19 protein-coding genes are annotated in these 23,610 nt (G+C 71.3%); 9 read left to right on the top strand and 10 right to left on the bottom strand.

The annotated features are described in order from the left end of the window. Positions 1 to 106 precede the first annotated feature (106 nt). From ACFYW7_RS21845 to ACFYW7_RS21830, 4 genes are all read right to left on the bottom strand, one after another. Positions 107 to 1,312, bottom strand: coding sequence for a glycosyltransferase (locus ACFYW7_RS21845; protein WP_389504772.1), 1,206 nt, complete (start codon positions 1,310 to 1,312; stop codon positions 107 to 109). Beyond that, a complete protein-coding gene (locus ACFYW7_RS21840; protein WP_389504770.1) occupies positions 1,309 to 2,976 on the bottom strand; it encodes an ArnT family glycosyltransferase in 1,668 nt (555 codons plus the stop codon). The genes ACFYW7_RS21845 and ACFYW7_RS21840 overlap by 4 nt, the downstream gene beginning before the upstream one ends. Further along, entirely contained in the window at positions 2,973 to 4,235 is a 1,263-nt protein-coding gene (locus tag ACFYW7_RS21835; protein ID WP_389504768.1) for a glycosyltransferase, read from the bottom strand. Before ACFYW7_RS21835 ends, ACFYW7_RS21840 begins: the two co-directional genes overlap by 4 nt. 184 nt (positions 4,236 to 4,419) lie before the next feature. After that, positions 4,420 to 6,459 (bottom strand): thioredoxin domain-containing protein, encoded by a 2,040-nt coding sequence (locus tag ACFYW7_RS21830; protein WP_389504766.1) that lies wholly within the window; start codon positions 6,457 to 6,459, stop codon positions 4,420 to 4,422. A gap of 235 nt (positions 6,460 to 6,694) precedes the next feature. Here ACFYW7_RS21830 and ACFYW7_RS21825 point away from each other — a divergent pair, with 235 nt between their 5' ends. Continuing rightward, entirely contained in the window at positions 6,695 to 9,889 is a 3,195-nt protein-coding gene (locus ACFYW7_RS21825; protein WP_389504764.1) for an AAA family ATPase, read from the top strand. A gap of 107 nt (positions 9,890 to 9,996) precedes the next feature. Here ACFYW7_RS21825 and ACFYW7_RS21820 read toward each other — a convergent pair whose 3' ends face one another. Together ACFYW7_RS21820 and mca are read right to left on the bottom strand one after the other, a co-directional pair. Beyond that, entirely contained in the window at positions 9,997 to 10,239 is a 243-nt protein-coding gene (locus tag ACFYW7_RS21820) for a hypothetical protein (protein ID WP_389504761.1), read from the bottom strand. Further along, complete coding sequence (gene mca, locus ACFYW7_RS21815) at positions 10,232 to 11,092, bottom strand: mycothiol conjugate amidase Mca (protein ID WP_389505558.1); 861 nt, start codon at positions 11,090 to 11,092, stop codon at positions 10,232 to 10,234. The genes ACFYW7_RS21820 and mca overlap by 8 nt, the downstream gene beginning before the upstream one ends. A 173-nt stretch (positions 11,093 to 11,265) precedes the next feature. On the opposite strand from mca, the gene ACFYW7_RS21810 reads away from it, so the two are divergent. Both ACFYW7_RS21810 and greA read left to right on the top strand, forming a co-directional pair. Beyond that, positions 11,266 to 11,667: a DUF4307 domain-containing protein gene (locus ACFYW7_RS21810; RefSeq protein ID WP_389504758.1), complete on the top strand. Its 402-nt coding sequence runs from the start codon at positions 11,266 to 11,268 to the stop codon at positions 11,665 to 11,667. Positions 11,668 to 11,878: 211 nt separating this feature from the next. Continuing rightward, entirely contained in the window at positions 11,879 to 12,376 is a 498-nt protein-coding gene (gene greA / locus ACFYW7_RS21805; RefSeq protein ID WP_389504756.1) for a transcription elongation factor GreA, read from the top strand. A 76-nt stretch (positions 12,377 to 12,452) separates the two neighbouring features. Here the strand turns inward: greA and ACFYW7_RS21800 are convergent, their stop codons facing one another. From ACFYW7_RS21800 to ilvA, 3 genes are all read right to left on the bottom strand, one after another. Beyond that, entirely contained in the window at positions 12,453 to 13,310 is an 858-nt protein-coding gene (locus ACFYW7_RS21800; protein WP_389504754.1) for an ABC transporter permease, read from the bottom strand. Further along, positions 13,307 to 14,317, bottom strand: a complete 1,011-nt coding sequence (locus tag ACFYW7_RS21795; RefSeq protein WP_389504752.1) for an ATP-binding cassette domain-containing protein — start codon at positions 14,315 to 14,317, stop codon at positions 13,307 to 13,309. Before ACFYW7_RS21795 ends, ACFYW7_RS21800 begins: the two co-directional genes overlap by 4 nt. Positions 14,318 to 14,487: 170 nt before the next feature. Then, positions 14,488 to 15,717, bottom strand: coding sequence for a threonine ammonia-lyase (gene ilvA, locus ACFYW7_RS21790; protein WP_389504750.1), 1,230 nt, complete (start codon positions 15,715 to 15,717; stop codon positions 14,488 to 14,490). A gap of 165 nt (positions 15,718 to 15,882) precedes the next feature. Here ilvA and ACFYW7_RS21785 point away from each other — a divergent pair, with 165 nt between their 5' ends. From ACFYW7_RS21785 to ACFYW7_RS21775, 3 genes are all read left to right on the top strand, one after another. Beyond that, positions 15,883 to 16,389 carry a MarR family winged helix-turn-helix transcriptional regulator gene (locus ACFYW7_RS21785; RefSeq protein ID WP_389505556.1) on the top strand — a complete coding sequence of 169 codons (507 nt, stop codon included), beginning with the start codon at positions 15,883 to 15,885 and terminating at the stop codon, positions 16,387 to 16,389. A 202-nt stretch (positions 16,390 to 16,591) separates the two neighbouring features. Continuing rightward, positions 16,592 to 17,089 carry a sigma factor-like helix-turn-helix DNA-binding protein gene (locus ACFYW7_RS21780; protein WP_389504748.1) on the top strand — a complete coding sequence of 166 codons (498 nt, stop codon included), beginning with the start codon at positions 16,592 to 16,594 and terminating at the stop codon, positions 17,087 to 17,089. Continuing rightward, positions 17,086 to 17,334 carry a hypothetical protein gene (locus tag ACFYW7_RS21775; protein ID WP_389504746.1) on the top strand — a complete coding sequence of 83 codons (249 nt, stop codon included), beginning with the start codon at positions 17,086 to 17,088 and terminating at the stop codon, positions 17,332 to 17,334. The genes ACFYW7_RS21780 and ACFYW7_RS21775 overlap by 4 nt, the downstream gene beginning before the upstream one ends. 52 nt (positions 17,335 to 17,386) lie before the next feature. Here the strand turns inward: ACFYW7_RS21775 and ACFYW7_RS21770 are convergent, their stop codons facing one another. After that, entirely contained in the window at positions 17,387 to 18,544 is a 1,158-nt protein-coding gene (locus ACFYW7_RS21770; protein WP_389504744.1) for a cystathionine gamma-synthase, read from the bottom strand. Positions 18,545 to 18,754: 210 nt separating this feature from the next. Here ACFYW7_RS21770 and ACFYW7_RS21765 point away from each other — a divergent pair, with 210 nt between their 5' ends. The 3 genes from ACFYW7_RS21765 (at position 18,755) to ACFYW7_RS21755 (ending at position 23,431) form a co-directional block, all read left to right on the top strand. After that, on the top strand, positions 18,755 to 19,873 hold the full coding sequence (locus ACFYW7_RS21765; RefSeq protein WP_389504742.1) for a hypothetical protein: 1,119 nt from the start codon (positions 18,755 to 18,757) through the stop codon (positions 19,871 to 19,873). Positions 19,874 to 20,026: 153 nt separating this feature from the next. Continuing rightward, positions 20,027 to 20,533: a DUF6584 family protein gene (locus ACFYW7_RS21760; RefSeq protein ID WP_389504740.1), complete on the top strand. Its 507-nt coding sequence runs from the start codon at positions 20,027 to 20,029 to the stop codon at positions 20,531 to 20,533. Positions 20,534 to 20,995: 462 nt separating this feature from the next. Beyond that, positions 20,996 to 23,431: a SpoIIE family protein phosphatase gene (locus ACFYW7_RS21755; RefSeq protein WP_389504736.1), complete on the top strand. Its 2,436-nt coding sequence runs from the start codon at positions 20,996 to 20,998 to the stop codon at positions 23,429 to 23,431. Positions 23,432 to 23,610 lie beyond the last annotated feature (179 nt).

Below are 23,610 nucleotides of genomic sequence, written 5' to 3'. Positions count from 1 at the left end.
ACGAGGTTGGCGGCCGACGCGGGCTGCGGCGACCCGAGCAGCAGCCCGGCCGCGAGGCCCGTCACGGCCAGCAGGGCGGTTCTCCGTCGTGGTCTCACCCGGAATCTCACGTGGTTCTCCTCGCTGTGCGGCTCCCACGCCCGCTCTGGCTGCTGCGGCGCGGCAGATAGACCAGCGCTTCGGTCCCGGCGAAGCGCAGAACGAAGGTCGTCACCAGGGCCAGCGCCGTGGCGGACAGGGCACCCATGCCGAAGCGGTGGACGAAGAGCGCGATCAGCGGGATGCGCAGCACGAGATCGGCGTTGGCGAGCAGCGCGAACCGGCCCACGCGGTCCCACCAGGTGCGATGCCCCCGGCGCTCACGGAACAGCAGATGCTCGATCAGCAGGAAGTTCCAGGCCACGCCGAGCTGGTTGGCGAGGATCTCCGCCGGTACGTAGTGCAGTCCGGCGGCGGTGAGCGCGTACAGGCCGAGCAGGTTCGGCAGGAAGCCGGTGGCGCCGATCAGTCCGAAGCCCACCATGCGGGCGACCGGCGAGGCGGTGCGCAGTCCGGCGAGGTGGCGCAGGAACCGGAAGCCCTCCCGCGCCGTCGACTTGGACTCGCCGGCGAACCGGTCCTGGAAGACGAAGGGCACCTCGGTGACCCGGCGCGGACGGCTGCGCACGGCCAGTTCGAGAAGGATCTTGTAGCCGAGCGGTCGCAGGACGTCGGCGGTGACCGCGCTCCGGCGGATCGCGAAGAACCCGCTCATCGGGTCGCTGACCCCGCGCAGCTTGCGCGGGAAGAGTGCCTTGGTGAGCCAGGTCGCGCTCCGGGACACGGCGATGCGGTAGCCGCCCGCGAGCCCTTCCCGGCTGCCGCCCTTGATGTAGCGGCTGGCGACCACGAGACCCGCGTTCGCGCGTTCACCGGAGGCGACCAACTCCGGTATCAGGGACGGCGGATGCTGGCAGTCCCCGTCCATGACGACGATCCAGTCGGAGCTCGCCGCCTTCAGTCCTTCCACGACCGCGCCGCCGAGCCCGCCCTCGGGCACCTCGCGGTGCAGCACGGTCACCGGGAACGGGCAGTCCCGCGCGGCCTCGGAGATCACCGCGGGGGTGTCGTCCGTGGAGTCGTCCACGAAGATGACCTCGCAGGGCAGCCGGGCCGGCACCGACGCGGTGATCTGGTGCAGCAACTCCCGTATGTTCGCGGACTCGTTGAAGGTGGGGACGACGACGGTCACGGCGCCGGGCTCGGGGACCTCGGCGGCGCGTACCGCCGGGTCGCCCAGCTCGTCGGGGACAGTGCTCTCGAAGCTGCTCATCGACTGCCTCCGGAACGGGCCGTGGTGGTGGTCTGGTCGCTGTGGTCGATCCGCCGGATCTCGATGCGGTCCTCGCCCCTGCCGAAGGTGGCGACCGCCGTGGAGTGCTCGATCGCGGCCTTCACGTTGGGCAGGTCGACGGCGTCGCGCCGTACGGTCGGGGAGGCGACCACGTAGTCGAGGTCCTTCCAGCCGTGCGGCATCGTCTTGGCGACCGCGGGGTCGAGGTCGGCCTTGTAGAACCAGATGGCGCCGAGGCCCGGCCGGTAGCCGTCGTGCACGAGGTCGAGCCAGAGCGCGTCGTCGACCAGGACCCGGGTGTCCTCCGGGTCCGCCACCTCCGTCTTCAGCCAGGAGGAGGCCGCCCGGTAGGGGGCGTTGGCGTCGGCGGTCACGGCGGTGCGGTCGCCGTCGTACCAGTGGGGCACGACATAGGCGCCGGCGGCCACCGCGAGCACCGCCGCGAGCCCGCGGCGCCCCCAGGTCACGTACGTCCGCTCCTGTTCGGTCCGCCGCCTGCGCAGTACGGCGTGGGCGACGCTCGCGGTTCCTCCGGCGAGGACCAGGGCGAGGAACGGCAGCGCCTGGATGACGTACATCGCGGGCAGGTAGCCGTTCGGGCGCAGGGCCACCAGGGCGAGGATCGCCACGGTGAGCGCGGGTCCGGCCAGGGCCCGCGCGGTCACCGACCAGCGGAAGGTGACCAGGAGCAGCAGGGCGCCCGCGAGGCCGCCGAGCGGGAGCACCCGGTCGTAGTACAGCCAGGACCGCAGGACGCCGTACGAGCCGGTGCCGTGCTCCAGGATGAATCCGGAGCCCGGTCTGCTCATCTGGTAGGTGATGCCCTCCCAGAGCGAGACGTGTCCGCCGCCCGGGAACAACTCGCCCTTGAGCAGCGCGAACAGCGGGTACGCGGTGCCGATCAGCACACACGCGGTGATGGCGCCGGTGAGTGCGAACTTGCGGGTGTCGCGGTGGCTGTGCCGCCACATCGTGACGAGCAGCGCGGGCAGGACGACGAGCATCGTCTCCTTGGTCAGCACGCCGGCGGCGGCGGCGAGGCCCGCGCCGAAGTGGTGCCACAGATGGCGGCTCGGGGAGGCGGCCAGGCAGAACGCGAGCAGCGTCCACATCACCGCGATGTTGTCGAGGAAGATCTCCCGCTGGAGCACGACCGAGAGCGGGGAGAGTCCGAAGAGGACCATCGCGAGGCCGGCCGCCCAGCGGGGCAGCGACAGACGGCGCGCCAGGACGTACAGCAGGACCGCGCTCACCGCGCTGACCACGAGCATCGCGAAGCGCATCGAGCCGACGGTCATCGACGCCGGGCTGAGGTGCGCGGGGATCCAGGTCAGCACGGCTATCTGGATCCAGCCGAGCGGCGGATGGTCGTACCAGTACGTGTAGTGGGCCAGGCCCTTGCCCTGCTGGACGGCCCAGGCCTGGGCGAGGTAGGTGCCCTCGTCGTCGCTGAGGGTCGGGTAGGCGGAGATGTTCCAGCCCTGCACGACGAGGATCGCCGCGAGGAGCACCGCGCAGAGGATCAGATCGGCGCGCGATCTGCGAAAACGCGGGGCGGGAACGGACGTCGGGACGATTTTTGGCGCACGCGGCCGCTGCGCGGGGACCGTGGGTGTGGTCGCCGCGGGAAGGGTGGAGGTCACGCGGGAACGTCCTCTCGGGTCACTTCGGTGAGATGCGCTCCGACATGACTGGTCAACTCCCAGTCGTTACGCCCCCGTTGTTCACGCCAGACGGCGCGCACGGCGGCACCCGCGAGCAGCACCTGGTAGAAGGGACCGCCGACGACGAGCTTCAGGTAGTGCACGAAGCGGACGCGAAGCCCGTACTGCTTGCCGAAGTCGTGCAGCCCGACCAGCTCGAAGACGAAGGTGACCAGGGCGGTCACGGCCGGGAGGAACGTGATGAAGGCGATCCCGACGGGCACGTCGAGGAAGAGCGCGACCGCCACGTTGAGCGGGATGATCACACCGGAGACCGCCTGGAGGTACGGCGTCATCAGCGTGTAGCGGGCGAGCAACCGCTGCCCGAATCCCGGCAGTTGCTTCCAGTCCCGCTTGCGGTAGACCTGGAGGAAGCCCTGGTTCCACCGGGTGCGCTGCTTGAGCAGCGACATCAGGGAGCCGGGCGTCTCCTCCTTGGTCACCATGTCGGAGTCGTACGCGACGACGACCTTCTTGCCGACACTGGACAACCGTACGCCCAGATCGCAGTCCTCGGCGAGACAGTCGGGGTCCCAGCCGCCGGCCTCCCGCAGGACGTCCGTCCGGACGAAGACGGTGTTGCCGCCGAGCGGGATGAACCCTTTCTGCGCGTGCAGGTGCAGGCGGGAGCGGAACCAGAAGAAGTACTCCAGGCAGTTGCGCAGGCTGTACCAGCTGGAGTGGAAGTTGATGAGCTGCACCCCACCCTGGACGACGTCCGCCTCCGTCGTGCGGAACGCGTGGTCGACGTGGGCGAGCAGCTCCGGATGGACCTGGTCCTCGGCGTCGAAGACCCCGACCACGTCGCCGCGGCAGTGCGGCAGGGCCGTGTTCATGGCCTTCGGCTTGTTCTTCTTCTCATGGTGGTCGACGACGACCCGCACCCGCGGATCGCGCGCCTCGGCGTCCCGGGCCACCTCGGTGGTCTCCGGGTCGTCGTGCCCCACGATGACGATGATCTCGAAGTCGGTGTGGCTGGATTCCAGCAGCCGCTGGATGGTGTGGTCGAGCACCGCCTGCTCGTGCCGCGCGGGCAGCAGCAGCGAGAAGGACAGGCCCTCACCCCCGTCCGGTCTGTCGAACCGGGTGGAGGCGAGCACTTCGGGCGTACGCCACGCGTGCATCTGCCACCACAGGGTGAAGGCCGCCATCCAGAAGAGCGCCAGTGAAACGGCAGCGATGAAGACAGACGTGAGCAACAGATCCCCCCAGATCCCCAAAAACCCCCAGTCGCGACAGTGCGTCACACTTGTCGCGTCACCATGCAGAGACTATGGGTGATCTGTGAAGCGCATAGGTTGTTCTGGTGAAGAGCGTGTTTCATCACAGTCGGTCGACTTGCTGAACAATCCACACACTAAAGGCGTTTGAGCCGGTACGGGATCACACGTTTCGGCCGTTCAGAGCCGTGCGAAGCCGGTCAGGATCGGTCGTCGGGGCGTCGCAGGTGAAGTTGCGGCAGACATAGGCGGCCGGTTCACCGTCCACCAGCGGTCGGCCGGAGAGCAACGGCAGCTCACCACTTCCCGGCGCGCCCACGGCCACGACGGCACCCGGGGCGGTCCCCAGAAGTGCCGCGCGCCGCAAGGCCGTTGTGGCCGGATCGTCGGCATCCCCGACCACCGCGACCTCCCGGGGCCCGTCGAGCAGCGCCTCGGCGACCGCGAGCCCCCAGCCGATGAAGCGGGGCGCCCGCGGCCCCAGCGCCTTCACCACGCCGAGCGCCCGCTCGGCGGCGACGCGATGCGGCTGCGCACCGGCCTGCGCGGTATACGACAACAGCGCCCCGGCGGCCGCGCTCCACCCCGACGGGGTGGCGTTGTCGGTGGGGTCCTGCGGCCGGCGGATCAACCGCTCGGCGTCGGCCGCCGTGTCGTACAGCGCGCCCGACCCGGCGTCCGTGAACTGGGCCAGGACATGGTCGAGCAGGAACCCGGCGAACTCCAGCCAGACCCCTTCCCCGGTGACGGACGTCAGCGCGAGAAAGCCCTCGGCGACGTCCGCGTAGTCCTCCAGGACCCCCGCGTGGGCGCCCACCCGCCCGTCCCTGCTGGTCCGGGCCAGCCGTGCCCGGTCGTCCATGTGCAGCCGCACGAGGAGGTCGGCGGCGCCGATCGCGGCCTCCACGAGGTCGGGCCGGTCGAAGTAGGCGCCGGTCTCCGCGAGGGCGGCCACCGCGAGCCCGTTCCAGGCGGCGACCACCTTGTCGTCGCGTCCGGGGGCCGGCCGCCCGGCCCGCGCGGCCAGCAGCCGCTCCCGCAGGGAGGCCATCCTCTCCGCGTCGAACACCTGCTCCGACTGCGGGAGTTGGAGTACCGAGGCGCCTTCCTCGAAGGTGCCCTCCTCGGTGACCCCGAAGTACCGGGCGACGAGTTCGGCGTCCGCGTCCCCGAGGACCTCACGCAACTGCGCGGGCGTCCACACGTAGTAGGCGCCCTCGACGTGCCGGCCGGTGCCGTCGTCACTGTCCGCGTCGAGCGCGGAGGCGAACCCGCCCTCGTCGGTACGCAGTTCGCGCACCATGAAGTCGGCGGTCTCCAGCGCGACCCGGCGGGCCAGTTCGGACCCGGTGGACCGCCAGAGATGGGCGTAGACCCGGCACAAAAGGGCATTGTCATAGAGCATCTTCTCGAAGTGGGGCACCACCCACTCGCGATCGACCGAGTACCGGGCGAAGCCGCCTCCGAGCTGGTCGTAGAGACCGCCGCGCGCCATCCGCTCACAGGTGTCGGCGGCCATCTGCAGCGCGCCCTCGGCGCCGGTCCGCGCGTGGTGACGCAGCAGGAACTCGATCACCATGGACGGCGGGAACTTGGGCGCCCCGCCGAATCCGCCGCGTGCGGCGTCGTACTCCCGGGTGAGTCCCAGCAGCGCGCCGGCCAGGTCCTCCTCGCCCGGAACCCGGCTGTCCCCGAAGTTCATCTCCCGCTCGGCGAGATCCCGGGTGATCTTCCCGGCGACCTCGGCCACCTCGTCCCGCCGGTCGGTCCAGGCGCCGTGCACGCCCTCCAGCACCTGCCGGAAGGAGGTCATGCCGTGCCGGGGCTCGGGCGGGAAGTAGGTGCCGAAGTAGAAGGGCTCGGCGTCCGGGGTGAGGAACACCGTCATGGGCCAGCCGCCCTGTCCGGTCGCCGCCTGCACCGCCTCCATGTAGACGGCGTCGACGTCGGGGCGCTCCTCGCGGTCCACCTTGACGCTGACGAAGTGCTCGTTGAGGTACGCGGCGGTCGCGTCGTCCTCGAAGGACTCATGGGCCATGACGTGGCACCAGTGACAGCTGCTGTATCCGACGCTCAGCAGGACGGGCCTGCCGCTCCTGCGTGCCTCGTCGAAGGCCTCGGCCGACCAGGGCCACCAGTCGACGGGGTTGTCGGCGTGCTGGAGAAGGTACGGAGACGTCTCATGGGCCAGTCGGTTCGCCATGCTCCCATCCTGCCTGACGTGCTCCCGTCCGGCGCGGAACGGCCTGACGGCCCGGGCGGTCGAACCGGTGGAGAGTCGGTGTCCGTTCCGGGTGGGTGGCGGGCGTCCGCCTCCCGTCACCTCCGACCGCCCCCGGCCGCCTTCCGCCGAACGGTGATCCCCGGCCCTCTCGCGCTCGCGTCCTCTCCGAAGGACACTCATAGGCCAAGCGGTTGCCGTTGGAGGGGGACGTCACATGCGGGACAGCCATCGGGCAGAGGCCGAGCGGCTGTTGGCCCGGGCCGTCGAGGAGGAGGTGCGCCGCTCCGGGGGACGGGTGGACGGGGGTGTGCTGCTGTCGCGGGCGCGGGCCGCGCTCGACGCGATGGCGGAGACGGCCGCCGAGGAGTACACGGCGTACACCCGGGCGCTGGAGGCCTCGGAAGCGGGACGGCAGTCCTTCGGACAGCGGTACGCCCGCGAGGGGGCCGGAACTCCCCTGCTGGTGGCGGGCGTCGGCGCGCTCGCGGCCGTCGTCGCCGACCTGGCGCTGGGCACCGGAGCGGGCGCGGCCGTGGGCACCGGAGCGACGGTCGCCGTGGCGGGGGCCGCGGCCACCGTCCTGAAGGTGACGGCCACGCACCTGCCCGCCGCGAGCCGCCGGGCCGGGGCCCTGGGCCAGCCCGGAGGTCCCGAGCAACTGCGTCTGGCGTGGCTGACGGCCCTGGAGGTACGGGGCATCCGGCCGTTCCTCGATCAGCAGCGCGTCCTCAACGCCTCGACGGGCGCCAAGAAGGGCGCGCCGCAGTTACGGCGCACCGACAAGAGCGCGGCGGCCCGTCGGCGCAGCGTCCTCGAGCAGTCCTTCGGTCAACTGCCTGAGCCGGACGGCCCGTTCAGCGGGCGGCGGACCGAGATGGCGCGGATCGCGCAGTGGGTGCACGCCGCCCGGGCGAGCACGGAGACGAAGCCGACGGTCGTGGTGCTGCACGGCGCGCCGGGCTCCGGCCGCAGCACGCTCGCGGTCCGGGCGGCGCACGCCCTGCGGGACCAGTTCCGCGGCGCGTGCGTGGTGGACCTGCGGGGGGACCTCCCGGACGACCCTCCGCTTCCCACCCGCGACGCGCTGCTCCACCTGCTGAACCGGCTCGGCGCCCCGCGCGAACAGCTGCTCTTCCGTGAGCGTTCCTCGCCGGACCAGCAGGTACGACGGCTCAGCGAGCTGTACCACCAGCACCTGACGGGCCTGCCGGTGACGATCGTGCTGGACGACGCGAGCGACGTCCGGCAGGTGCGGACCCTGGTTCCCGAACGCTCGGAGAGCCTCGTGCTGGTCACCTCGCGCGAGCCCCTCGACCTGCCCGCCGATCTGGCCGCCTGGGTGCACCGGCTGCCCGTCGAGGCGCTGGACCCGGCGGGCTCCGAGGAGCTGCTGACCGCGTCGGCGCAGGACGCCTCGGGCCCGTACGACGCCGAAGCCGTGGAACGGGTAAGGGAGTTGTGCGGCGGGCTGCCGCTGGCCCTGCGCGTGGCGGGTTCCTCGATCGGCCCGCGCACCCCGCGCGCCCTGGCCACCGACCTCGCGGCGTACGGCCCCGTGGAGCCCGTCGAGCGGGTGCTGTGGCTGCGGTACACGGACCAGTCGGAGCCGGCGCGCCGGCTGTTGCGCAGACTGGCCCTGGCCGGGCGCGCCTCGATGGGCGCGGCGGCCGCGGCGTCGCTCCTGGCGACGGACGAGCCGGAGGCCACCCGCCATCTCACCGCCCTCTCCCGGGCGGGCCTGATCGATCACGTGCGCGGCAGTCGCTACCGCCTGCACGATCTCGTGCGGGCCTTCGCCTCGGCCCGCCTCCTGGACGAGGAGGAGCCCTCCGAGCGGACCGCCGCGCAGGAACGCCTGATCGTCAACTACGCGGAGCTCGCCGACTCGGTGATCCGCCTGGTGGACGGCAGGACGTCGACGCGCGCCGACCGGTTCGGGCCGCAGGGCTTCACCTCGCTGGACGCCGCGCTGCGCTGGCTGGACGACGAGTCGAGCTTCATCACGGCGGCCCTGCGGCACGCGGAGGGGGTGGACCAGGCGGCGGTGCTGCACCTCCTGGGCGCGCTGTGCGACTACTGCCTGCTGCGCGGCGACCTCTACCGCCTGGGGGAGATCAGCGAGCTGGCCCAGGCCGTCGACCAGGGGCTTCTCGTCCGCTCGGTGCAGTGGCGTACGGGCATCGCGGCCCGCCAGCTCGGCGAGCTGGACAAGGCGCGGACGACCCTGTCCTCGGTGGTGGACCTCTACTTCGAGGCCCACCACGACGCGGGGGCCGCCAGGGCGCTGTGCTCCCTCGGCATCACGCTGCACCACCAGGGCAACCTCACCGAGGCGGCGGCCAAGCTCCAGGAGGCCATGGACCTCCAGGCCTCCGAGGACCTGGCGGCCGACCGCGCCTGGACGATGCACGCGCTGGCGGCGGTGGAGCGTGACAGGTCCCGGCTGGCGCACGCCCTCGATCTCCTCACCCGGGCGCTGGTCCTGCACCGGGAGAGCGGCTCGGTGCACGGGGAGGCCTGGGCCCATTTCCAGCTCGGCCAGCTGGGCCTGCGGATGGGCGACGTGCCGCGCGCCGACCGTGAACTGCGTGCCGCGCTCGATCTGTACGGCCGTACGCGCGACGCCCGCGGCGAGGCGTGGGCGCTGACCCAGCTGGCCCGCGCCCGGCTCGTCGAGGGCGATCCGTCCTCCGCGGTCGACGGGCTGCGCCAGGCGGCCTCCCGCCACCGCGAGAACGAGGACGCGCGCGGTGAGGCCTGGACGGTCTACTACCTGGGCCAGGCGCTGGAGGAGACGGGCGACCTGAACCAGGCGGTGCGCGAGCTGGAGCGCTCCCGGACGATGTTCTCCCGCATGCGGGACGTCTACGGCCTGGCCTGCGCCCGCCACCACTCGGCGCGGGTGACCCGGGACCAGCGCGCCGCGCAGACGGGCTCGCTGCGGAACTCGGGCTTCGCCCGCCAGTTGTTCGTCGACGCCCGCGCGGACTTCCGTCGCATCGGGGTGGCGCACGGCGAGGCGTGGACGTGCCTGGAGCTCGCCGTCGTGGACGGGGGGAACGCGCGTGCCGGGCAGGCGCTGGCCCTGTGCGACGAGGCCGTCGCCCTGTTCGCCTCGTACGGCGACCGCCGGGGTGAGGACTGGGCCCGCTTCCTGCGCTGCACCCTGCTGCCCTACGCGGCCCCGGGCGGTTACGAGGTGGGTGCCGCGGTGGCCCAGGAGGAGCTGTCGCAGCTCTCGCTCGGCGGCCACCCGACCCGCGACGGCAGGCTCGACGACTTCATCGAGACGTACCAGCTGCTGTTGGAGCGGGGGATCGACCTGGACGCCGGCTGGCAGGCGTGGCGCCTGGGCATGGTGCCGGGACGGCACGCCCGCGACGTGATGGGAGTGACGGTGGTGACGTGAGGCCGATGGCGTGACGGTGCCGGCGTGCGGGCCCCGGGGGAACGCACGCCGGGCGGCCGGTCAGGGCCTGCGCGCCCGCGGGGGCCGGGGCCCCCGCGGGCGCGGGCTCAGCCCTTCGCGGGCGCGGCCCCGCCGGCGGGAGCGGAACCCGCCGCCTCGTTCTCGGGGTCCTCTTCGAAGGTGACCTTGCCCATGTGGCGGTTCATGGACTTCATCAGGCCCCAGACGGCCAGGGCCATCACCGCGAAGACGATGAAGCCGAGGACGCCGGGGGTGACCTTGTTCTCGTCGACCTCCTTGGCGAGGGGGACGAGGTGCGTCAGTGCCAGGCTTGCGCTCATGTCAGGCATTGTCGCGGATGCCCGCAAAGAGGTCGTCCTCGGGGAGGGATGTGTCCACGAGGGACTTGGCGAGCTCGTACTCCTCGGTCGGCCAGACCTCCCGCTGGATGTCCATGGGGACCTTGAACCAGCCGCCGTCGGGGTCGATCTGCGTGGCGTGCGCGATCAGCGCCTTGTCACGGATCTCGAAGAAGTCCGCGCACGGAACGTGCGTGGTCAGCGTGCGCTCGGCGCGCTCGAACTCGCTCCAGCGCTTCAGCCACTCCCCGTACGGCGACTCGAGGCCGCGGTCCAGGAGGGCGTGGTGCAGCGCCTCGGTGCGCGGACGGTTGAAGCCCTGGTTGTAGTAGAGCTTCTGCGGCTGGTACGCGGGGCCGAACTCCGACTCCGGGTACTTCTCGGTGTCGGTCGCGCCCTCGAAGGCCACCATCGAGATCTTGTGGGTCATGATGTGGTCGGGGTGCGGGTAGCCACCGTTCTCGTCGTACGTGGTGATCACCTGCGGGCGGAACGAGCGGATCCGCCTGACCAGCTCGCCGGCCGCCTTGTCGAGGTCCTCCAGGGCGAAGCAGCCCTCGGGGAGCGGCGGCAGCGGGTCGCCCTCGGGCAGGCCCGAGTCGACGAAGCCGAGCCACTGCTGCTCGACGCCGAGGATCTCGCGGGCCTCGTCCATCTCCTTCTTGCGTACCTCGTGGATGTTCTCCTCGATGTACGTGTCGCCCTGGAGCTTGGGGTTGAGGATGGAGCCGCGCTCCCCGCCCGTGCAGGTCACGACCAGCACGTCCACCCCCTCGGACACGTACTTCGCCATGGTGGCCGCGCCCTTGCTCGACTCGTCGTCGGGGTGGGCGTGCACGGCCATCAGTCGCAGCTGGTCAGTCAAGACTCAATCCTCGGTCGGTCGGCTGTCGCCTGAGTGGGTCGGCTGTCGGCGCCCGGCGTGAATCAGCGCTGAGGGCGGCTTCTATAGTGACGGAATCGGGGGGCGAATAATTCCGGGGTCCCCATCCACGGATCCCCGCCGGGAGGACGATCATGAGCACGGCGAGCACGCGGCTGCCCGAGGGCCGGTACGGCCGTTCCGCGGACCAGCGCGCCGACCGGAAGCTCAAGGTCGTCGGCGGGGTGCTGGGTGTCGCCCTGATCGCCCTGATCGGCTGGTTCGGCTACGACTACGTCGGCGGGACCGGGATCAGCGCCCAGGTGATCAGCTTCAAGGCGGTCTCGGACGGCGCGGTCGAGGCGCACCTGGAAGTGCGCAAGGACGCGGGCGTGAGCGGCTACTGCACGCTGCGTTCGCAGAACGCCGAGGGCGTCGAGGTGGGCCGGGCCGACTTCCGCTTCGGCCAGGACTCCTCCCGCGTCGACAAGGTCGTCACCCTGCGTACGACGGCCAGGGGTTCCACCGCGGAACTCCTCGGCTGCCACACGGGCTGAGCACCACCGCCCACCGGCGTCGGAGCGGGTCGGCACGGCTCCGCGTCACTCTCGGCAACCGTTGACTGACCTGCGTCGATGCAATTCTGATGTCTTATGTCCTCCCGTCCGAGCCGCTGAATTGTTAGGCTCGTGGTTTCGCCCACCCGTGAAAGAACATGCTTCTGGGTAGGGCGATGCTTTGTATTCCCAGTACCTACGAGGAGCACCTGTGACCCAGACCAGCGAGAACGTCACCTGGCTGACCCAGGAGGCGTACAACCAGCTCAGGGCCGAGCTGGAGTACCTGTCTGGTCCCGCGCGCACGGACATCACCGCCAAGATCGCGGCCGCGCGCGAGGAGGGGGACCTGCGCGAGAACGGCGGGTACCACGCGGCCAAGGAAGAGCAGGGCAAGCAGGAGCTCCGTGTGCGCCAGCTGACCCAGCTCCTGGAGAACGCCAAGGTCGGCGAGGCTCCCGCGGCGGACGGCGTGGTCGCGCCGGGCATGGTCGTCACCATCGCCTTCGACGGCGACGAGGACGACACCCTGGACTTCCTGCTCGCCTCGCGCGAGTACGCGAGCGCCGACATCGAGACGTACTCTCCGCAGTCCCCGCTGGGCTCCGGCGTGACCGGCAAGAAGGTCGGCGAGGACGCCCGGTACGAGCTGCCGAACGGCAAGCTCGCCTCGGTGAGGATCCTCAAGGCCGAGCCTTACCAGTCCTGAGCCTCGGACCAGCGACGACGATGCCCCCGGCCGCGCCGGGGGCATCATCATGTCCGCTTCCTCGTCCAGCTCCCGCTCACGCCGTCGCCGAGCGGTACTTGCGGACCGCGAGCGTCCGGAAGATCAGCACGATCAGGATCGAGTAGATGACCGAGGCCCAGATCGAGTGCCGCATGGGCCAGGCCTCGGAGTGCGACACCCCGGGGTTGGCGAACAGCACACGGCAGGCCTGGACGGTGGCGCTGAACGGGTTCCAGTCCGCGACATGCCGCAGCCAGGGCGTCATGTTGGCGGTGTCCACGAACGCGTTCGAGATGAACGTGACCGGGAAGAGCCAGATCAGACCGCCGGAGGTGGCCGCCTCGGGTGTCCGCACGGACAGGCCGATGAGCGCGCCGATCCAGGTGAACGCGTATCCCAGCAGGAGCAGCAGTCCGAAGGCTCCGAGGACGCGGAACGCGTTGGTGCTCCCGGTCGTCCCGACCCGCCAGCCGACCATGAGGGCGACCAGCGCGAGGACCAGCAGGGTCAGCGCGGTCTGCACGAGGTCGGCCAGGGTGCGTCCGGTCAGCACCGCGCCGCGTGCCATGGGCAGTGACCGGAAACGGTCGATGAGGCCCTTGTGCATGTCGTCGGCGATGCCCGCTCCGGCGCCCGCGGTGGCGAAGGTCACCGTCTGCGCGAAGATGCCCGCCATCAGGAAGTTGGTGTACGCCTCGGCGCTGGTGCTGCCGCCGATCTTCATGGACCCGCCGAAGACGTAGGTGAACAGCACCACGAACATGATCGGCTGGATGAGCCCGAAGATCACCATCTCGGGGATCCGGGACATCCTGATCAGGTTCCGCCTGGCGATGACCAGGGAGTCCCGGATCGACTGGTAGATCGGGTTCGAGGGTGCCGTGACCTGCACGGCGTCGCTGACGGCGCTCACTTCGCGGCCTCCTTCTTGTTCCTGCCCGTCCGGGCGTCGGCGGGAACGCCGTTCTCCTCGGCCGCCTCTTCGGCCACGTGGCCGGTGAGGGAGAGGAAGACGTCGTCGAGGGTCGGGCGGCGCAGACCGATGTCGTCGATCTCGATGCCGCGGGTGTCCAGCTCGCGGATCACCTCCGCGAGCAGCTTCGCGCCGCCGGTGACGGGCACGGTGAGCTTGCGGGTGTGCTCCTCGATCTTGGTCTCGCCCTTGCCGAAGCCGCGCAGCACCTCGGCGGCGGTCTCCATGTGCTCGCGCTCGTGCACGACGACCTCGACGCGTTCGCCGCCGGTCTGCGCCTTGAGCTCGTCGGCGGTGCCGCGGGCGATGACGCGGCCGTGGTCGACCACGCAGATGTCGTGCGCGAGGTGGTCGGCCTCTTCGAGGTACTGCGTGGTCAGCAGCAGCGTGGTGCCACCGGAGACCAGCTGCTTGATGACGTCCCAGAGCTGCTGGCGGTTGCGCGGGTCGAGACCGGTCGTCGGCTCGTCCATGAACATGACCGGAGGTGACACGACCAGGGCCGCGGCCAGGTCGAGGCGCCTGCGCATACCGCCCGAGTACGTCTTGGCGGTGCGGTCGGCGGCCTCGGTCAGGTGGAACTGCTCCAGGAGCTCGTCCGCGCGGGCCTTCGCGGGCTTCGCCCTCATCTGGTAGAGCTGGCCGACCATCTGGAGGTTCTCGCGGCCGGTCAGGTACTCGTCGACCGCCGCGAACTGTCCGGAGAGGCCGACCCTGCGCCGTACGGCGTCGGGGTCCTTGAGCACGTCGATGCCCGCGACGACGGCCCTGCCGCTGTCGGGGCGGAGCAGGGTCGTGAGACAGCGGACGGCGGTCGTCTTGCCCGCGCCGTTCGGCCCGAGCAGGCCGAGCACGGTCCCTTCCGGGACATCGAGGTCGACACCGTCCAGAGCCCTTACGTCACCGAAGGTCTTCACCAGGCCTTCGGCGTAGATGGCGCCCGGCATGAGAGTTCTCCACGTCGTTGGGGATTTTTCGGATATACGCGCAATGAGACCATTCTTCCGGTCTGCCCCGACCCGGGACCGACCAGGACGCGCACACCCTAACGCGATGTATCGCGTCGCTCAACGGATTTTCCCGCACCGGAGGATCGGACCACGAGGACGGTTCCGGCTCAGCCGATGACCGTGTACCCCGCCTCGCGCAGCGCCAGATTCACCTCGGCGCAGTGCTCGGGGCCCTTCGTCTCCAGGTGCAGCTCGACCTCCACCTCCGTGAGCCCGAGCCGTGGATCGGTCCGTACGTGGCTCACGTCGAGCACGTTAGCGTCCGCCACTGACAACACCCCGAGAAGCGTCGCCAGGGCTCCCGGCCGGTCGGTGAGCCGCAGGGTGACCGCCAGGTAGCGGCCGCCCGCGGCCATGCCGTGCCGCAGGATGCGCTGCATCAGCAGGGGGTCCACGTTCCCGCCCGACAGCAGCGCCACCACCGGTCCCTCGAAGGTGTCCGGAGCGCTCAGCAGTGCCGCGACGGAGCTCGCGCCGGCCGGCTCGACGACCAGCTTGGCGCGCTCCAGGCAGAGCAGCAGCGCGCTGGACAGATGGTTCTCGGAGACCGTACGGACCTCGTCGACCAGCCCTTCGACCAGCCGGAACGGCACGTCGCCGGGGCGGCCGACCTTGATGCCGTCGGCCATCGTGGCCGGGTTCTCGATCGACACCGGCCGCCCGGCCGCCAGCGAGGGCGGGTACGCCGCCGCGCCCTCCGCCTGCACCCCGATGATCCGTACGTCCGGACGCAGCGACTTCACCGCGAGGGCGACGCCCGCCGCCAGTCCGCCGCCGCCGACGCCGAGGACGATCGTCCGCACCTCGGGGCACTGGTCCAGGATCTCCAGGCCGACCGTGCCCTGGCCCGCGATGACGTCGGGGTGGTCGAAGGGGTGGATGAACACCGCTCCCGTCCGCTCCGCGTACTCCTGCGCGGCGGCCAGCGTCTCGTCGACCACCTGCCCGTGCAGCCTCACCTCGGCGCCGTAGTCACGGGTGGCCGCGACCTTCGGCAGCGGGGCGCCGGTCGGCATGAACACCGTGGAGCGCACACCGAGCAGCGCGGACGCGAGCGCGACGCCCTGCGCGTGGTTGCCCGCGCTCGCGGCGACGACACCCGCCGCGCGCTCCTCCGGAAGCAGGCCCGCGATCCGCACGTACGCGCCGCGCAGCTTGAACGAGCCCGTCCGCTGGAGGTTCTCGCACTTGAACTGCACGGGAGCGCCCACCAGCTGGGACAGGTACCTGCTGCCCTCCATCGCGGTCACCCGCGCCACACCCGCGAGCATCTTCTGCGCGCCGCGCACGTCGTCGAGAGTCACATCGGGAAAGGAGTCAGCGGTGCTGTAGCTCATGACCGCCAGTCTCGCAGTTCACGCGGGCGCACTCCGGGGGTGACCACGCACCGAGACCGGGTTTGCACAGCCCCGGTACGGCCCGCGCCCCGGCCGCGTACCCTGTCCCCCAACCCAGCTCCCCACGCATGAATTGAGCCCCCGGCCATGCCCACAACACCAGAAATGTCGATGGACATGACGACCGTCGGTGACACCGGTCTTCTCGAAGCCCTTCAGCACGAGGTCGCGGTCTTCGCGCGCCGTGCGGAACAGACCCGGCTCGGCGGGGTGGGGCAGGTGCGCAACTCCATGGACCGCGCCGCTTACCTGCTGCTCAACCGCCTCGACAAGGAAGGCCCGATGGGCGTCAAGGCGCTCGCGGCGAGCATGGGGATCGACTCCTCGACGGTCACCCGGCAGGTCGCCCCGCTGGTCGACACCGGGCTCGTCAAGCGCACCTCGCACCCCGAGGACGGCCGGGCCGTGGTGCTCCAGCTGTCCCCGCGCGGCCAGTCCCGTCTCGACGAAGTGCGCGGCTCGCGGCGTCAGTTGATGGCCGAGCTGACACACGAATGGGCGCCTGAGGAGCGTGAGGCGTTCTGCGCGCTCCTGACGCGCTTCAACAGCGCTCTCTCCGCCCGCCAGGCGACCCAGGGCACGGCGGCGCCGGAGCCCGAAGCGGCCTCCTGATCCACCCGGCGCTCCCCCGCCGCCCCCGCGCCCCGTCGCCCGGGGCCTCCGCCCCGGTTCCCCGCGCGCATGTGCGCCGCGCTCTTGACCGGAAGGCGCCCCCTGGCCTCATATGAGACCGGGTCCTCGTCGTACGCGGTGCGGCGGGCCGCACGCGGCCGCGGACCCGTTTCCTCAGGGGCACCCTCAGGGGGGAGGCGTGGTGGGAGAACGGCGCGCGACCCAAGAAGCCCGCCGGGCCCGGGAGTTCAAGGCGTTCGTCGCGGGCGCGGCAGGCCGTCTGCTGCACGCCGCGACCCTGCTCACGGCCGAGCCCCGGGACGACAACCCCCGCGCGCGGGGGCTGCTGACGCGGGCCCTCGCCCACACCTACGCCTCCTGGGACCGGCTGCACGGCGAGGATCCCTACGACAGCGCCCGTCGGCAGCTGGCCCTGCGCTTCCAGCGCGCCGCCTGGCACGAGTACGGCGGCCTGGGGCGGCCGCGCCCCGCGCCGGACAGTGTCCTGGCCCGGCTCACCCCCCAGGAGCGGCTGGTCCTGGTCCTCAGGCTCTACGAGGGGGTCGCCGAGGAGCAGACGGCGGCCCTGCTCGGGCTCTCGGGGGAACGGGTACGGGCGATCTGCGCCCGGGCGATGACGACGTTGCTGCACCCGCCGAGCGGCCCGGCGACGGCCAGGGTGGAGGTGGCGCCGTCATGAACCGTCCGGAGCGCGAGGCGACCGTACGGCGGATGCTGGACCAGCACCCGCCCGCGGTGCCCCCCGACCTGTACGGCGAGGCCGTGCGCCGCGGCGGGCGCATGCTGCGCCGCAGGACGGCCGTCCGGCGAGTGCTGTGGCTGCTGCTGTTCGCCGCGGCCGTCGCCTTCACCGTCTGGGCCGCGACGGTCCGTCCGTGGGTGGAGCCGCCGTCGGAGACGACTCCACCACTGACGGGCTGGTGACCCACCGGCCGCTCCCGGCCCAGGGTCCGTACCCGGCCGGGTACGCCGGGGATCAGCCGCCCAGTGCCTGCTGAAGGTCCTCGAGCAGGTCGTCGATGTTCTCGATGCCCACGGAGACGCGGACCAGGTCGGCGGGGACCTCCAGCGCCGAACCGACCACCGAGGCGTGCGTCATGCGTCCGGGGTGCTCGATCAGGGACTCCACACCGCCCAGCGACTCACCGAGCGTGAACACCTTGGCGCGGTTGCAGACCTCGACGGCCGCCTCCTCGCCGCCCGCGACCTGGAAGGAGACCATGCCGCCGAACGCCCGCATCTGCTTGGCGGCGACCTCGTGACCGGGGTGCTCCGGGAGACCCGGGTACAGGACACGCGACACGCGCGCGTGCCGCGTGAGCATCTCGGCGACGCGGCCCGCGTTCTCGCTGTGCCGGTCCATGCGCACGGAGAGCGTCTTGGTGCCGCGCAGCACCAGCCAGGAGTCGAAGGGCCCGGCGACCGCGCCCATCGCGTTCTGGTGGTACGCCAGCTCCTCGCCGAGTTCCTGGTCGCCGGTGATCAGGGCGCCGCCCACGACGTCCGAGTGACCGCCCATGTACTTGGTCAGGGAGTGCACGACGACGTCCGCGCCGAGCGCCAGCGGCTGCTGGAGGTAGGGCGTGGCGAACGTGTTGTCGACGACGAGCCGGGCGCCCGCCTCGCGCGCGATCTGCGCGACCGCGGCGATGTCCGTGATGCCGAGCAGCGGGTTGGAGGGCGTCTCTACCCAGATCGCCTTGGTCTTCGGGGTGAGGGCCGCCCGGACCGAGTCGGGGTCGCTGGTGTCGGCCACCGACCATTCCACGCCCCAGCGGGAGACGACCTTCGCGAAGAGGCGGAAGGTGCCACCGTACGCGTCGTCGGGGATCACCACGTGGTCACCGGGGCTCAGCAGCGTACGCAACAGGCAGTCCTCGGCCGCCAGTCCTGACGCGAACGCGAGCCCACGGCGGCCACCCTCCAGGGCGGCGAGGTTCTCCTCCAGGGCCGTCCTGGTGGGGTTGGCGCTGCGGCTGTACTCATAACCGCCGCGCAGCCCGCCGACGCCGTCCTGCTTGTAGGTCGAGACCTGGTAGATCGGCGGGACGACCGCGCCCGTGAGGGGATCGGCGGTGTTGCCCGCGTGGATCGCGAGCGTCTCGAAATGCTGACTGATGTGCCTGTCGCTCATGAGCCCCGAGCGTAGTGCTCCCCCGGGGTTCATGACGGCACACGCCCCGCGCCGAGTCCTCCCGGGCCACGCGCCGGCCCGCCGAGAACGGTCGGGAACCGTCGACGGACCCCCACGGAACCGGGCCCGTCCTCACCTCCGTCGCCGGTCGCGGGACCGGGCCGGGGGACCGGCTGGCCAATTGTCGGACCCGTCTGGTTCGCTTGAGGCATGCAGATTCTCTGGGTCCTGATGGCGCTGGCCATGTTCAGCATGGTCCTGCTGCCGGTTTTCCGGCGCAGGAGCACCGGTGTGCAGCTGGTGTCGCCGGGTGACCCGGACGCCGCGGACCCGGCGAACTACGGGTTCCTGCGGCAGGAGGAGCAGGACATCCGCATGCCGGGCCCCGACGCGGATCTGCTGAACGTCCTGGACCTGGTGCAGCGGAACCAGGACTACCGCGCGGCCTCTCAGCTGCTGGCCGGCACGGAGATCGAGGGCGAGAACCGCTGGCAGCGCGTGCAGGCCTTCGCGGGCGCCGCCTCGCTGGAGCTCCAGCAGCGTCCCGGCGGAGTCAGCGAGACGCCCGGCGGGCAGTGGCTCCGGGTGTGGCGTGCCGAGGTGCCCAAGGACGCGGGCGGCGCGGCGGTGCACGCCGAGTTCCTGGTGCAGCAGGCGTGGCGGACGTCGACGCCGGGGACCGACGACTTCCGGATCATCATGGAGGAGGCGCGGGCCGCGTGCGGCGAGGCGGCGCTGCTGTCCCCGGGCGATCCGATCCCGTACATCGTCGAACTGTCCGTGGCCCGTGGACTCTCCTACTCCCAGCCCGAGTTCGAGAAGCTGTGGCTGAAGATCCTGGACCGCGCGCCCTCCCACATGGGCGCGCATCTGGCCGCCCTCCACTACTGGTGCGAGAAGTGGCACGGCTCGCGCGAGACGGCGTACTCCTTCGCGGAGGCCGCGGCGGCCCGCGCGCCACGGGGTTCCCTCCTGGCGGCCCTGCCGCTCTTCGCGGTCTTCGAGCACCTCCCCGAGGTGAACCTGGTCCGCAGCTTCTACCAGAGCGAGGTCGTGACCAAGGCCGTCCACGGCGCGCTGCACGCGGTCCACTCGGCCCGCCCCGACGACCCGATGCTGGCCCATGTCCGCCACCTGCTGGTCTTCTTCCTCGTGCGCGGCGAGCGCTGGTCCGAGGCGATGAACCAGCTGGTGCACGTCGACGGTCACGTGGGCGCCCTGCCGTGGACCCTGACCCACGACCCGGCCGCGGACTACGCGATATACCGCGCCCTGGCGGTGGCGGGCTACGAGGCGAACGGCGGCAACCCGGCGACGCTCTCCCACTGACCACGGAACGCACGCCGGCCTCGGGCCGACCTGGCGACCTGGCGGATTCGCAGGGTGCCGGGGTGCCGGGGGCGGGATGAAGGGGATGCCGGACCACCGTAGAGCGGGCAAAACCGTTCGACGGCCGTCACCTCGCCAATCGATCATGTGTTCATGCCGTTGCGAGAGACCCTTTCCCGAGTCGACGCCGACCTGACTGCAGGCCGGATCCCCGTCGCGCGCCAGCGCCTGCGCGGTCTGGTGTCGTCCTTCCCGAACGACCTGACGCCTCGCCGCCGTCTGGCCGAGGTGTACCGGCTGTACGGGGAGTCCGCGGAAGCCGGCCGCTGGAACTACCTGGAGGAGGAGCGGGACGCGGCCGAGACCTCCGCCTTCGAGGCGAAGTACGCCACGGCTTCGCGACGCATGCGCGCGCTCGCCTGGAGCGGCCCCGAGTCGCTCGCCTCCTCGACCTTCGCGGCGGAGCAACTGGCCGCCGTCCGAGCGGCCTGCACCGAGGAGTCGGGCCACCCCGTCACATGGGAGACGGTGCCCACCGGCCGGGAGGAGGAGGGTGCGCGGGGCGGGTTCGCCGGATTCCTGGCGGGCGCCGGATGCCTGCTGGCCGTGCTCGCGTTCCTCGCGATCTGGGTGAACGGGCTCGTCGCCCTCTTCGACTGACCCGGACCGCACCACCGGAGGCCGGGCGCAGGGGCCGCAGTGCGCCGGGCCTCCGCCGTGTCTCCGCCGGGCGTTCGCCGGACCAACCGTCCAAGGTCCCCCGGTGCCGCTCGTCCCCGGTCCCGCTCGTCCCCGTGGGCCGAGCGCGGCCGGGCTGACGGAATTCCCCCGGTCCCGTCGTCGTCGGGGTGGCGCCTCGGCCGAGGCGTCCTGGCTGGTTCGGGCAAGCGGAAGGGGCCGGCTGTGAACACGCGCCCTGGCGACTCCCGCCGAGCGCCTTCGCCGGCCTCCGTGACGAAGTGGTCCCGGGCCGTGACCACCCCCTTCCACGCGCGCGATTGCTTGCATACGCCGAGTGTCGCCATGTCACTCCTGCCGAACCGCCGAGCCGAGAGGAACCGGAGAGTCGCGGGCGGAGATCGGAAGGAGGAACATCGGAGTCACGGAGACGAAGTGGTGGTGATGGGGACGCCCTCGATGCATTTCAGTGAGAGTCCGGAGGATCCGTTCGCTCTGGGGCATGCCGCTTCGGCCGTGCTCGACGATCACGGCAGAGTGGTCGGCTGGAGCGCACGTGCGCAGGAGCTGCTGGGCTACCGCGCCAAGGAAGTGATCGGACGGGCGTGGCGGGACCTCCTGGTCGACGCCCGTGACCTGCCTGTCGCGCGGTCCGTCGTCGTGGGCGCCATGAGGGCAGGGGGCTGGTTCGGAGTCCTGCCCGTCCGGCACCACGACGGACGGCGTGTGGAGATGGGTTTCCGGGCCCGCGCGATCACCCGCGACGGAGATCACCAAGAGTGGTTCCTGGTCGGTGCCCCTGCCACGGAAGTCGTTGCCTGGCAGCGGGACCGTGCACTGCTGGACGGCCTGTACCACCGGTCCCCGATCGGTCTGGCCATCCACGGCACGGACCGGAAGGTGATTCGGGTCAACCGTGCGATCCAGAAGGCGAGCGGCCTCACGGCCGAGGCGCCGGTGGGCCGTAGTCCCGGCGAATTCCTGGTCGACGAGGACGCGGGTCCGGCCGAGGAGCGGGTGCGCCACGTCTTGGAGACCGGCGAGCCGTTGATCTTCACAGAGCAGTCGGCGCGCACACGCCATGCTCCGGGGCGGGAACGGATGGTGTCCGTCTCCGCGTTCCGGATGGAAGACTCCTCGGGCCGGGTTCTCGGCGTGGCGGAGACGATCGAGGACGTGACCCAGCGCTACCGGGCCCGCCGCAGGCTCACTCTGCTGAACGAGGCGAGCGCCCGGATCGGAACCTCACTGGACGTGGCGCAGACGGCCCGGGAGCTGGCCGAGGTGGCCGTCTCCGGCTTGGCCGACCACTGCTCGGTGGACCTCCTCAAGCCGGTGGCACTGGGTGACGAACTGCCCTCGGACATGGCCGGTGCCCTGGTGCGAGTGGCCCTTTCGCCCCCGGAACCACGGGTCCCGTTCCAGGAGGGCGACGTGGTCCCGCTTCTTCCGGAGTCCGCGCAGGCGCGGTGCCTGGCCGAGCGCCGCCCGATTCTCGAACGGCTGTTGTCCCTCCGGCCCGAGTGGTACGCCATGGACCGGCGGCGGATCGAGATCGCCCTGGGGCTCGGCGTTCATTCCCTGATCGCGGTGCCCCTGATGGCACGCGGCCTGATCCTGGGCATAGTGACCTTGTGGCGCGTGCGCCATTCGGAGCCTTTCGAGGACGACGACGCCGCGGTGGCCCATGAGTTCTCCTCGCGTGCGGCCGTCTGTATCGACAACGCGCGCCGCTTCACCCAGCAGCAGAGCGCCGCTCTGACCCTGCAGCGCAGTCTGCTGCCGGGCACGGTGTCCGACCTGCCGGCCGTCGAGGTGGCCTACCGGTACCTGCCGGCGAGCGGTGAACCGGGCATCGGCGGTGACTGGTTCGACGTGATCCCGTTGTCAGGGGCCCGGGTCGCCCTCGTCGTGGGAGACGTGGTCGGCCACGGAATCCACGCCGCGGCCTCGATGGGGCGCCTGCGCGCCGCCGTGCGCACCCTGGCCAGCCTCGACCTGGAACCGGACGAGGTGGTGGCCCGGCTGGACGATCTGGTCGGTCTGCTGGCCGCCGAGGGGGAGACGAACGCCGAGGGCAACCAGTCGTCGATCGAGCAGGTGGTCGGGGCCACGTGCGTCTACGCGGTCTACGATCCGGTCTCCCGGCAATGCTCCCTGGCACGCGCCGGCCACCCGGCACCCTTGGTGTCCACACCGGACGGCCAGGTGAGCGTGCTCGACCTGCCCGCGGGTCCACCGCTCGGTCTGGGCGGACTGCCGTTCGAGATGTACCACCTGGACCTCCCTGAGGGCAGCCTGCTCACGCTCTACACCGACGGCCTCCTGGAGGCGCGCGACGGCGACATCGACGCCACGCTGGAGAACCTGGCGGAATGTCTCGCCCACAGTGCCGACGCTCTGGAGCGCACGTGCGACGGGGTGGTCGAAGCGCTGCTGCCCACAGACCGCCGCCCCACCGACGACATCGCGCTGCTCATGGCCCGTACCCGGGTACTGCCGCCGGAGAACTTCGCCACCTGGCACCTACCTCTGGAAGCGACCGCTGCCTGCCGCGCCAGGGAGCTGACCACGGCGAAACTGGCCGAATGGGGGCTGTCGGAAATGACCTTCACCACCGAACTGGTCGCCAGCGAACTCGTCACCAACGCCTACCGGTACGCGGAGGGCCCCGTCACCCTGCGCCTCATCCGTACCCACTGTCTGATCTGTGAGGTGTCCGACGCCAGCCATACGTCCCCTCACCTCCGAAGGGCCCTCAGCACGGACGAGGGTGGACGAGGGCTCTTCCTGGTCGCGCAGCTCACGGAGCGGTGGGGCACCCGCTACACCCACGACGGCAAGACAGTCTGGACGGAACAGCCTCTGCCGCCCTCCTGACCACCCACGTCCTCCACGGCCACGGCCCACCGCGACAGCCGGCTCGCCGTCCGACGGGACCGCAGTGACGGCCCCGCCGTAGTTCGCGGGCACCTCGACTCGCCCCCGGGGTTGAGAACGGGCGGAGTCGCGGTCCGCAGAGACTTCTCACCAGCCGGGCAGATGTCTGCGAACGCTGC

The organism is Streptomyces sp. NPDC002580, assembly GCF_042889485.1.
Classification (GTDB): Bacteria; Actinomycetota; Actinomycetes; order Streptomycetales; family Streptomycetaceae; genus Streptomyces.
The sequence above is the reverse complement of the archived record's forward strand: the minus strand, read 5'-3'. Positions and strand labels throughout refer to the sequence as shown.

Bases quoted from the DNA above. Each gene is read 5' to 3' on its own strand.
- ACFYW7_RS21810 (WP_389504758.1), top strand. From the start codon at position 11,266: ATGAGCACGGCGAGCACGCGGCTGCCCGAGGGCCGGTACGGCCGTTCC.
- ACFYW7_RS21825 (WP_389504764.1), top strand. From the start codon at position 6,695: ATGCGGGACAGCCATCGGGCAGAGGCCGAGCGGCTGTTGGCCCGGGCC.
- ilvA (WP_389504750.1), bottom strand. From the start codon at position 15,717: ATGAGCTACAGCACCGCTGACTCCTTTCCCGATGTGACTCTCGACGAC.
- ACFYW7_RS21845 (WP_389504772.1), bottom strand. From the start codon at position 1,312: ATGAGCAGCTTCGAGAGCACTGTCCCCGACGAGCTGGGCGACCCGGCG.
- ACFYW7_RS21820 (WP_389504761.1), bottom strand. From the start codon at position 10,239: ATGCCTGACATGAGCGCAAGCCTGGCACTGACGCACCTCGTCCCCCTC.
- ACFYW7_RS21770 (WP_389504744.1), bottom strand. From the start codon at position 18,544: ATGAGCGACAGGCACATCAGTCAGCATTTCGAGACGCTCGCGATCCAC.
- ACFYW7_RS21785 (WP_389505556.1), top strand. From the start codon at position 15,883: ATGTCGATGGACATGACGACCGTCGGTGACACCGGTCTTCTCGAAGCC.
- ACFYW7_RS21795 (WP_389504752.1), bottom strand. From the start codon at position 14,317: ATGCCGGGCGCCATCTACGCCGAAGGCCTGGTGAAGACCTTCGGTGAC.
- ACFYW7_RS21775 (WP_389504746.1), top strand. From the start codon at position 17,086: ATGAACCGTCCGGAGCGCGAGGCGACCGTACGGCGGATGCTGGACCAG.
- ACFYW7_RS21765 (WP_389504742.1), top strand. From the start codon at position 18,755: ATGCAGATTCTCTGGGTCCTGATGGCGCTGGCCATGTTCAGCATGGTC.
- ACFYW7_RS21755 (WP_389504736.1), top strand. From the start codon at position 20,996: ATGGGGACGCCCTCGATGCATTTCAGTGAGAGTCCGGAGGATCCGTTC.
- mca (WP_389505558.1), bottom strand. From the start codon at position 11,092: ATGGCCGTGCACGCCCACCCCGACGACGAGTCGAGCAAGGGCGCGGCC.
- ACFYW7_RS21760 (WP_389504740.1), top strand. From the start codon at position 20,027: ATGCCGTTGCGAGAGACCCTTTCCCGAGTCGACGCCGACCTGACTGCA.
- ACFYW7_RS21830 (WP_389504766.1), bottom strand. From the start codon at position 6,459: ATGGCGAACCGACTGGCCCATGAGACGTCTCCGTACCTTCTCCAGCAC.